This is a genomic window from Salibaculum griseiflavum, assembly GCF_003129565.1.
Classification (GTDB): Bacteria; Pseudomonadota; Alphaproteobacteria; order Rhodobacterales; family Rhodobacteraceae; genus Salibaculum; species Salibaculum griseiflavum.
On record NZ_QETF01000007.1, the window covers coordinates 145041 to 155060 of the forward strand.

At 61.7% G+C, this 10020-nt stretch carries 9 protein-coding genes and 1 pseudogene; 4 read left to right on the forward strand and 6 right to left on the reverse strand.

The features are described from left to right. The first annotated feature begins 6 nt into the window (after positions 1-6). Positions 7-627, forward strand: coding sequence for a LysE family translocator (locus tag DFK10_RS08780; RefSeq protein WP_109388645.1), 621 nt, complete (start codon positions 7-9; stop codon positions 625-627). A gap of 81 nt (positions 628-708) precedes the next feature. Further along, complete coding sequence (gene gyrB, locus DFK10_RS08785) at positions 709-3126, forward strand: DNA topoisomerase (ATP-hydrolyzing) subunit B (protein ID WP_109388646.1); 2418 nt, start codon at positions 709-711, stop codon at positions 3124-3126. A gap of 62 nt (positions 3127-3188) precedes the next feature. Here gyrB and DFK10_RS08790 read toward each other — a convergent pair whose 3' ends face one another. Genes DFK10_RS08790 through DFK10_RS08805 form a run of 4 tightly spaced genes read right to left on the reverse strand, consistent with a single transcriptional unit; the run spans position 3189 to position 6536 of the window. Beyond that, a complete protein-coding gene (locus tag DFK10_RS08790; protein WP_109388647.1) occupies positions 3189-4433 on the reverse strand; it encodes an aminotransferase class V-fold PLP-dependent enzyme in 1245 nt (414 codons plus the stop codon). Positions 4434-4473: 40 nt separating this feature from the next. Continuing rightward, positions 4474-5037 carry a hemerythrin domain-containing protein gene (locus DFK10_RS08795; RefSeq protein WP_109388648.1) on the reverse strand — a complete coding sequence of 188 codons (564 nt, stop codon included), beginning with the start codon at positions 5035-5037 and terminating at the stop codon, positions 4474-4476. 9 nt (positions 5038-5046) lie between these two features. Next, positions 5047-5970 (reverse strand): oxygen-dependent tRNA uridine(34) hydroxylase TrhO, encoded by a 924-nt coding sequence (gene trhO, locus DFK10_RS08800; protein ID WP_109388649.1) that lies wholly within the window; start codon positions 5968-5970, stop codon positions 5047-5049. Positions 5971-6008: 38 nt separating this feature from the next. Continuing rightward, on the reverse strand, positions 6009-6536 hold the full coding sequence (locus DFK10_RS08805; RefSeq protein WP_109388666.1) for a flavodoxin domain-containing protein: 528 nt from the start codon (positions 6534-6536) through the stop codon (positions 6009-6011). A gap of 151 nt (positions 6537-6687) precedes the next feature. Between DFK10_RS08805 and pncA the strand changes: the two genes are divergently transcribed. Continuing rightward, positions 6688-7281 carry a bifunctional nicotinamidase/pyrazinamidase gene (gene pncA / locus DFK10_RS08810; protein WP_109388650.1) on the forward strand — a complete coding sequence of 198 codons (594 nt, stop codon included), beginning with the start codon at positions 6688-6690 and terminating at the stop codon, positions 7279-7281. On the opposite strand, the gene DFK10_RS08815 is transcribed toward pncA, so the two are convergent. Continuing rightward, the gene (locus DFK10_RS08815; RefSeq protein ID WP_109388651.1) at positions 7278-8174 is read right to left on the reverse strand and encodes an ATP-grasp fold amidoligase family protein; all 897 of its coding nucleotides are present in this window, start codon (positions 8172-8174) and stop codon (positions 7278-7280) included. The two genes, pncA and DFK10_RS08815, sit on opposite strands and share 4 nt — an antisense overlap. A gap of 71 nt (positions 8175-8245) precedes the next feature. On the opposite strand from DFK10_RS08815, the gene pncB reads away from it, so the two are divergent. Further along, the gene (pncB, locus tag DFK10_RS08820) at positions 8246-9538 is read left to right on the forward strand and encodes a nicotinate phosphoribosyltransferase (protein ID WP_109388652.1); all 1293 of its coding nucleotides are present in this window, start codon (positions 8246-8248) and stop codon (positions 9536-9538) included. Between the two features lie 369 nt (positions 9539-9907). Here the strand turns inward: pncB and DFK10_RS08830 are convergent. Next, positions 9908-10020, reverse strand: a pseudogene (locus DFK10_RS08830) (IS5/IS1182 family transposase); the annotation flags it as partial.

Consider the following 10020-nt stretch of genomic DNA (forward strand, 5'->3'; position numbering starts at 1 on the left):
ACCCTGATGACAATCTCCGCGGCCGATGCAGCCCTCTATGCCGGGGCGCTTCTGATCCTGTTCCTGACGCCCGGACCGGTCTGGCTGGGCCTGATCGCTCGCGCCATGTCGGGCGGGTTCGCGGCGGCCTGGCCCCTTACCCTCGGGGTCATGGTGGGCGACGTGCTGTGGTCAATTCTGGCGGTTCTGGGGATGGCCTGGGTGGTCGACCAGTTTTCCATGGCGATGACCGTCATGAAATGGGTGGCCTGCGCGACCTTCTTGCTGATGGGCGCACTTGTTTTACGCTCTGCGGGCAAAGAGATCGGGCGGGACAGCCGCATGACTCGCCCTGGCTTCGTGGCCGGGTTTCTGGCCGGACTCGCGGTAATCCTGGCCAACCCCAAGGCGATCCTGTTCTACATGGGTATGTTGCCCGGTTTCTTCGATCTGAGTGCCCTGACCGCGTGGGATGTCGTGGCGATCGGCCTGATGTCCGCGCTGGTGCCCCTGGTCGGGAACCTGATCGTGGCGACCTTCGTGGGCAGGGTGAAGACCCTCTTGAAGTCGCCCGAAGCCTTGCGCCGGATGAACGTTGTCTCGGGCCTTTTGCTGATCGTTGTCGGCTTGGGCATCCCTTTCTTCTGACACCACAAAATATGCCCCTTCGGCGTGACATTCCCCCCCGGATTTCGTATAAAATGGCAGGAATAACACAAAGGGTCCGCAATGGCCGAAGAGCAGCAGCAGCCGAACGAATACGGCGCCGATTCTATCAAGGTTCTCAAGGGTTTGGAGGCGGTCCGCAAGCGCCCCGGCATGTATATCGGGGATACCGACGACGGGTCCGGTCTGCACCACATGGTCTACGAGGTCGTCGATAACGGGATCGACGAGGCGCTGGCCGGTCACGCCGACTACGTGCATGTGAAAATCCACGCGGATTCCAGCGTATCGGTGCGCGACAACGGGCGCGGCGTGCCCGTCGAGATGCACGAGGAAGAGGGCGTCTCGGCAGCCGAGGTCATCATGACCCAGCTGCATGCGGGCGGCAAATTCGACAGCAATTCCTACAAGGTTTCCGGCGGCCTGCACGGCGTGGGCGTATCTGTTGTGAATGCGTTGTCCGTCTGGCTGGAGCTGACCGTTTGGCGCAATGGCAAGGTGCACCGGGCCCGCTTTGCCCATGGCGAGACGACCGACCACCTGGAAGTGATCGGCGATGCCGGTGATGAAACCGGGACCGAGGTTCGGTTCCTCGCCTCGACCGACACCTTCTCGAACCTCGACTATAGCTTCGAAACGCTTGAAAAGCGGCTGCGCGAACTGGCCTTCCTCAATTCCGGCGTTCGCATCATCCTGGAAGATGAACGCCCCGCCGAGCCGCTCAAGTCGGAACTGTTCTACGAGGGCGGCGTCAAGGAATTCGTCAAATACCTGGATCGGTCCAAGGCCGCGATGATGGAAGAGCCGATCTATGTGCGCGGTGAACGCGACGATATCGGCGTCGAGGTCGCGATGTGGTGGAACGACAGCTACCACGAAACGGTGCTGCCCTTTACCAACAACATCCCGCAGCGCGACGGCGGCACGCATATGGCAGGTTTCCGCGGCGCGCTGACCCGGACGATCTCGAAATATGCCCAGGACAGCGGGATCGCGAAAAAGGAAAAGGTCAATTTCACGGGCGACGATGCCCGCGAGGGGCTGACCTGCGTGCTATCCGTCAAGGTCCCGGACCCGAAGTTCAGCAGCCAGACCAAGGACAAGCTGGTTTCGTCCGAGGTGCGCCCGGCGGTCGAGAACCTTGTTGGTGAGAAGCTGTCGGAGTGGTTCGAGGAAAACCCGAACGAAGCCAAGATGATCGTCGGCAAGATCATCGAGGCCGCGTTGGCGCGCGAAGCGGCACGCAAGGCCCGCGAACTCACGCGCCGCAAGACGGCGATGGACGTGAATTTCCTTGCCGGGAAACTCAAGGACTGCTCGGAAAAGGACCCGTCCAAGACCGAACTCTTCCTCGTCGAGGGCGACAGCGCTGGCGGGTCCGCCCAGACCGGCCGGGATCGCCGGACGCAAGCCATTCTGCCCCTGCGCGGCAAGATCCTGAACGTGGAGCGCGCACGGTTCGACCGGATGCTCGGCAGCCAGGAGATCGGCAATCTGGTGATGGCGCTGGGCACCGGGATCGGACGTGACGAGTTCAACATCGACAAGCTGCGCTATCACAAGATCATCATCATGACCGATGCGGACGTGGACGGCGCGCATATCCGCACGCTACTGCTGACCTTCTTCTTCCGGCAGATGCCCGAGATCATCGAGGGCGGGTATCTCTATATCGCGCAGCCGCCGCTCTATAAGGTCAGCCGGGGCAAGTCCGAGGTCTACCTCAAGGACCAGGCCGCTCTGGACGACTACCTGATCGACATGGGCGTCGAGGGGGCAATGCTGCGCCTGGGATCGGGTGAAGAGATCACCGGCCAGGACCTCAAGCGCGTGGTGGACGAGGCGCGTCAGCTGCGCCGCGTCCTCGATGCCTTCCCCACCCATTACCCGCGCAACATCCTGGAACAGGCGGCGATCGCGGGGGCCTTCGTGCCGGGTGCGGTGGATGACGACCTGCAAGGCGTGGCCGACAAGGTGGCCGCGCGCCTTGACCAGATCGCGCTGGAATACGAACGCGGCTGGCAAGGGCGGATCACCCAGGATCACGGTATCCGGCTGGCCCGTATCCTGCGCGGCGTCGAAGAGGTGCGGACGCTGGATGGCCCGATGCTGCGCTCGGGCGAGGCCCGCAAGACCGGCAGCTTCACCAAGTCACTGCAAGAGGTCTACAACCTGCCGGCCCAACTGCATCGCAAGGACCGCCACCAGGCGATCTATGGCCCGCTGGACCTGCTCAGGGCGATCCTGGGCGAAGGCGAACGCGGCCTGACGCTGCAACGCTACAAGGGTCTGGGCGAGATGAACGATGACCAGCTTTGGGAAACCACGCTGGACCCGGACGCGCGGACGCTGTTGCAGGTCAAGGTCGATGACATGATCGAGGCGGATGACCTGTTCACCAAGCTAATGGGCGACATGGTCGAACCGCGCCGGGAATTCATTCAGCAGAATGCGCTGTCAGTGGAAAACCTGGATTTCTGATCGACCGGGCGCCCGGTCAATTGCCAATATGAAGCGGGGCAGCCAAGCGGCTGCCCCCTTTTTCATTCCAGGATATCGGCCATCACCGACAGGAACCGCGCCACCTCGGCCTCGGAATTGTAGTGGCACATGCTGACCCGGACGGCGGCCTCCTGCCCAAGCGGGTCAAGGATGTTGCCGCTGTAATGGTCGGCTTTGCGGGTATGGGTGCGGATGCCTTCGGCGTTCAGACGATCGACGATATCGGGCGCGGCGATGCGATCGGCCCAGAAACAGACCAGCCCCTCGCGGGCGGGGTTGTCGATGCCTCCGATCACGTGAATGCCCGGAAGTTCGGCCAACCCCTTGAGGTTGCCGGTGCCATGCAGCATCGTGTCTGTCAGACGCTTTTCATGCGCATGGATCGCACGGCCAGCATCCTCGATCCGGCCACGTCGGGTGTCCGCGTAGCCAACCTGCGCACCCAGCCAGTCGAAATAGTCCACCACATCGGCAAAGGTCGCATAGGCGCCGGTGTCGCGTGTGCCCAGTTCCCAGTTGCGTTCCGGGCCGCCCGCCAGCTGTTCGGGGCCAAGGTCGGTCAGCCGGTCGCCGACCCAGGCCACCCCATAGCCATGCCTGGAAAACACCTTGTAAGGCGAAATGACGTAGCCATCGACGCCTGCGGCCGCCACGTCGATCCCGCCATGGCTGGCATGCTGGATTCCATCCACGATGATCATGGCCTCTGGTGCGATGCTGCGGATCGCGCGAGCGATCCCGTTCAGATCCATCCCCATCCCGGTCACGGGCGAGGTATGCAGGATCGTTGCCACCGTGACATCGGGTGTCATGGCGGCGGCATAGGCGTCGGGCGTAACCAATCCGAGATCATCGTCATGTGGCACAAGCCGGTGCTCCAGCCCCATGACACCGGCCCAATGGGCGACGGCAGACCGGGAAGCCGGATGTTCGATGGTCGAACTCAGCACGACACCGCGCGCCTGTCGCGTGACGGCCGTGCGCACAAGCCGGAACAGCAATTCCGTGCCGCTTTCGCCGACGATGACCTGCCCGCCTTGGGCGTTGAAGAATTCGGCCCCCGCCGTCTTGGCCCGTGCAATGATATCGACCAGCGCCTGTGACGCCCCGTTGGCGCGGCCCTGATTGTCCGGGATCGCCGCGAACCGGGCCGATGTTTCGACCACGCTGCCGAGGGTCAGCGCCCCGCCGGCATTCTCGAAAAAGATGCGCTCTCCCTCGAAGGGGCAGCTGTCGACATGGGCGAAACGGGAGCGAATGTCCTTGAGCAGGGTCTCTGTGATCATCGGGGTCTCCTTCGCGCCCAGATGAGACCAAAGCGCCGGATTAGCCAAGCCCCTCGGTGCCATATTTCAGGATCACCGGCACGATCAGGTCTTCCTCGTCGTCCAGATGTCGGCGCAACAGACGATCCATGTCGCGGGACGCCTCAAGGAATTTCGCGGCTGCGGGCTTGGCATCGGCCTCTTCGGTCCCTTTGATGGCCGCATTGGCTGATTTCACGAACCGGTCCAGATGGCCGTCCAGCGCATGGTGGTCCGCATCCAAAAGGGTAAACCCCTTCTCGATCCGTTTGTCGCGGGTCGCCAGCACGGGGAAGTAATGGTGATCCTCGATCTGATGATGCCCGTGCAGCTGGTTGACGAACATGCCGCCATAGTGGCCGACCGCCTGGGCAAATCGGCGGGCATCGGTCTTGCCGTCCAACAGGGTTTCGGATTCCTGCTGCAACAAGGCACCCAACTTGCGGAACATCATGTGACGATCCAGCCAGAAGGCGATCAACCCGTTGAACTGAGGGTCGGCCTCCCACGCCTCGCGCGGGTGTTCACGCAAGAGCACTTGAAGGGCCTCGGGCAGTCCCTCTCGGGTTTCGAGTGACAGGTCCATGTTGGCCGTTTAGCCTGCGTCACCCGACAGGTCAGCCCCCAGATGCTGCACACCCCGTGCGCGGGCAAGCGCAATCTGCTTCTGCCGTTCGCGGAACCGCGCCTTGTCGGCGTCGCTGGTCTCATCAATACACTGATGGCAGGACACGCCGGCCTCGTAGTGCTCGGACACCATGTCGGAAGGCAGAAGCGGCCGGCGGCAGGCATGGCAAAGCACATGCGGCCCTTCCTTCAGCCCGTGATCGACACTGACCCGCCCATCGAAGACGAAACAGGAGCCGTGCCAAAGGCTGTCCTCTTCGGGCACCTCTTCGAGGTATTTGAGGATGCCACCCTTGAGGTGATAGACCTCCTCGACACCCTGCCCGATCAGGAAATTGGTCGATTTCTCGCATCGGATACCACCGGTGCAGAACATCGCGATCCGCTTGTTGTGAAAGCGATCCTTGTTTTTCTCCCACCAGGCGGGAAAGTCACGGAAAGAGGCCGTTTCGGGGTCTATCGCACCGTCGAACGTGCCGATCGCCACCTCGTAGTCGTTTCGCGTGTCGATCACCGCGACATCCGGCGCGCTGATAAGATCGTTCCATTCCTCTGGCGCGACATAGCGGCCCACATGGGCGCGCGGATCCACGTCAGGCTGGCCCATCGTGACGATTTCTTTCTTGAGCCGCACCTTCATGCGCGCAAAGGGCTGTTCTGCGGCCGTGCTTTCCTTCCACTCCAGCTCCGCACAGCCCGGCAGGGCCCGGATATGGGTGAGAACCCGATCGATCCCGTCCCGGCTGCCCGCGATGGTGCCGTTGATCCCTTCGCGCGCCAGAAGCAGCGTGCCGGTGGTGCCGGTCTCCACGCACAGCACTTTGAGCGGCCCCTGGATCGCCCGAGGGTCGGCAAAGGGTGTGAAATGATAGAGCGCGGCGACGGTGAACATGTCCGATCACTTACGATCCCAAGGGGCCACTCGCAAGATCAGCCGCCCATCCAATCGTCGATCAGGCGATCCAGAGCGGCCCAGTCCGTGTATTCCTTGTCCGACTCCAGATCCGCGCCCGGATCCTTGGAGGCGATGATGCGGCGCATGATGAACCGCGTGAACATGTCGTATCGCGAGGGCCGATACGCGCCCGCAACCTGTTCGATCCGGTCCGGAGTCCAGCCCGTAACCTCGGCGAAGTCGTCGATGATCCGCTCCAGTCCGCGCCAGTCCTCAGCCTCGTGACCGGCCGCCGCAAGCGATACGGACAGGAAAAGCACCGGATGCCGGTCGAGCCAGCTACGGTGATCGGACGCAAAGCCCGACAGTTCCTTGCGATATTGCCCGGCATGGACCGAGGCCACCAGGACCGCGCGGTCGAACCGATCTGGCTCCAAACCTTCGGCATCCTCAAGCGAAAGGAGCTCGATACCATGGCCCTGGTCCATCAGCTTGTCCGCGATATGCCGCGCGATCTTGCGCGATTGCCCTTCGGTCGAGGCGTATCCAATCAGTAGTTTCATGTCAGTGCCCTCCGTGATCATTGGGCATACAATGCTGGCGTTCTCGCCTCTGCGCGTTGATGCGAGTCAAGTTGCCCTTCCGATTTCCCCGGTCGGGTTTTCAAGTCGGCGCCTCCGCCCTAGTCTGGCGCCGTTCAGGAAAGGAAGCCTCATGACCCATGCCCTTGTCGTCATCGACGTGCAAAATGATTTCTGCCCCGGCGGGGCGTTGGCCGTTGAAGGCGGCGACCAGATCGTGCAGCCGATCAATGCGCTCATGGCCGATTTCGATGCGGTGATCCTGACACAGGACTGGCACCCGGCCGGGCACTCCTCTTTCGCGTCCACGCATGATGCCGAACCGATGAGCATGACCGAAATGCCCTACGGCCCGCAGGTGCTCTGGCCCGATCATTGTATCCAGGGATCGCATGGGGCGAAATTCCACCCCGACCTGGAGATCGACCGCGCCGACTTGATCCTCCGCAAGGGGTTCAACCCGGACCTCGACAGCTATTCGGCGTTTTTCGAGAACGACCATGAAACACCGACCGGGCTGGATGGATACCTGCGCAGCCGTGGCATCGACAGCCTCACGATGGTCGGGTTGGCGACCGATTTCTGCGTCAACTGGTCCGCGACGGATGCAGCCCGGCTTGGCTTTGACGTCACCGTCCGGACCGACCTGTGCCGTGCAATCGACTTCGACGGGTCTCTCGACGCGGCGATCGAAGGGATGAAGGGCGCAGGTGTCCGTGTGGGTTAATCCGCGTCTCCGAAGAGAAGCGCCGACACCTCCTGTTCGCTGGCCAGATTGGGGTGCCTGCGAGACCGATATCGATAGCGCCCGGCGCCCTCCGAGTGCGTAAGCTCGTTGATGACGTAGCGCTCCCCATCGGTCATCATGTCGACGCGGACAAAATGGAATGGCGTGCCCAGCTTCTCCGCGGCATCCCACATCGCCTCCAAGCAGGTCGGTGGGTCCAGGTGCTCCGGCGCAGGGAAGCGGCTGTCATACGGGACAACGGAGAGGTCTCGTCCGAACATGAGAAAGTGTTGGCCGTCGGGGCTGCGACGGACCTCGAAGCCGAGCCGTGAGCGACCACGCAAGACATAGAACTTGAACTCGCGAAACGGCGCTCCGTCGAATACCAGCGGTTCTACGATGATCTTGGGGGTAAGGTAGCGATACTGATGCTCGCGCTTGCGATAATAGAAATTGCGGCGCAGCCACTTGTTCAGCGTGGAACGGTCCACCGAGTCCCCTTGAGCGACCTTGCTCGACATATGGGTCGGTTTCACGAATGTTCCGGATGTGAAATCGTAGGTGTCGATTTCGTCCGCAGTCCGCAGAATGGCGTGGGTCGGGATCGTGTGGCCGGGCCCGAGAACCGCATCGACATGCGCCTTCACGTGTTCCTTGTCGGACGTCAGCTGCACCACTGGATCCAGATTGCGGCCGCTGGTCATCTGGTCATAGATCAGGTCGCTGACCCATTTGCGACTTCGGTCAGGAAGTCGTCTATGGCGCTTCAAGAAGCTCACCCAATGGAAGGCTCTGTCGATCAGTGGCACCTGCGACCGCTGACGCGTAGGGAATTGCTGCATCGTACCTTCATCGCTGTCAGCGGGCCATTTCAGGTCCGTTGACCAGGCCATTTGCCACCCTGCTTGCCACCGCCGTGCAAAAACAGCAAGACTCGCCCGGACTCGCGACAGAAAGGACGATCATGGTCGATATCGCCACCCGCGTCTGGAACCACAAGTGGAAGATCGACCCGATCGTCCGGTCCCTGATCGATACCGATTTCTACAAGCTGCTGATGTGCCAGTCGGTGTTTCGAAACAAGCCCGACACGCAGGTCACGTTCAGCCTGATCAACCGGACCAAGGACATCCGCCTCGCCGAGCTGATCGACGAGGGCGAGCTGCGCGAACAGCTGGACCACATCCGCTCGCTGTCCCTGCGGCGCGGCGAAAGCACATGGATGCGCGGCAACACCTTCTACGGCAAGCGGCAGATGTTCACGCCCGAGTTCATGGACTGGTTCGAGGCCCTGCGCCTGCCACCCTACCACCTGGAAAAGCGCGACGGTCAGTATGAGCTGACCTTCGAAGGGTCCTGGCCTGAGGTCATGCTATGGGAAATCCCCGCCCTTGCGGTTCTGATGGAGCTGCGCGGCCGCGCCGTGCTGGGCGAAATGGGCCGGTTCGAACTGCAGGTGCTCTATGCCCGCGCCATGACCAAGCTGTGGGAAAAGATCGAACACCTGCGGCCCATCGACGGGCTGCGCATCGCCGATTTCGGCACCCGGCGGCGGCATTCCTTCCTCTGGCAGGATTGGTGCGTGCAGGCCATGACCGAGGGGCTGGGCGACCGCTTCGTCGGCACGTCCAACTGCCTGATCGCCAAGAACCGCGACCTGGAGGCGATCGGCACCAACGCCCATGAACTGCCCATGGTCTATTCCGCGCTGGCAGAGGATGACGCGGCGCTGGCCCGCGCGCCCTATGACGTGCTGTCCGATTGGCACGAGGAGCACGAGGGCAACCTGCGCATCATCCTGCCCGACACCTACGGCACGCGCGGCTTCCTCGATAACGCACCCGACTGGCTGGCGGGCTGGACGGGCATCCGCATCGATTCAGGCGACCCGGCCGCCGGGGCCGAGATCGCCATCGACTGGTGGAAAGCCCGGGGCGAGGACCCGAAGGACAAGCTTATCATCTTCTCCGACGGGCTGGACGCCGAAAAGATCGCGGAACTTCACAAACAATTCGCGGGCCGGGTGAAGGTGTCTTTCGGCTGGGGCACCATGCTCACCAACGATTTCAAGGGCCTGACAGCAGGCGACACGCTGGCCCCGTTCAGCCTCGTCTGCAAGGCGGTCGAGGCCAACGGCCGGCCCACGGTGAAACTCTCGGACAACCCCAACAAGGCCATGGGGCCAGTTGACGAGATCGCACGTTATAAGCGCGTGTTCGGGGTGGGGGAGCAGGAGAGGTTGGAGGTTGTGGTTTAGGTGTCCTCTGTATCTGCCTCCGAGCCAAGTCGCACTTCATTCTCCATTGACTGGTTCTTTTTGTTTTCTGATTGTTTCAATCTAGCTTTCACGCGATCCGACGATATGTAGTCAAAACTCTCAGACAAGTAGGTTTTCAAATGATCTCTAAGCATGTCCATCTTAAGTCCAGTCCTAAGGTGGTAGATTTCTTCGTCACTTAGATCCAAGCCGTCAGACGATGCGTTGTGTACGTCAGTTGCGACAATGCTCACCTTCGCAAGCGCGCGATTCTGGTTATCAATTCGAATTATCTCAGTTATCAGGCTTTGAGCCATTTTGAACATGACACCAATTATCGCTCCCGCGACCACAACTTAGGGTCAGGACTCATAGCCAGTAGATGACGAGTGCTGCGAGGGCGATGGCTGACAGGAAGACCTTCGGGCACCTGTCGTAGCGGGTTGCCACACGCCGCCAATCCTTCAACCTACCAAACATGA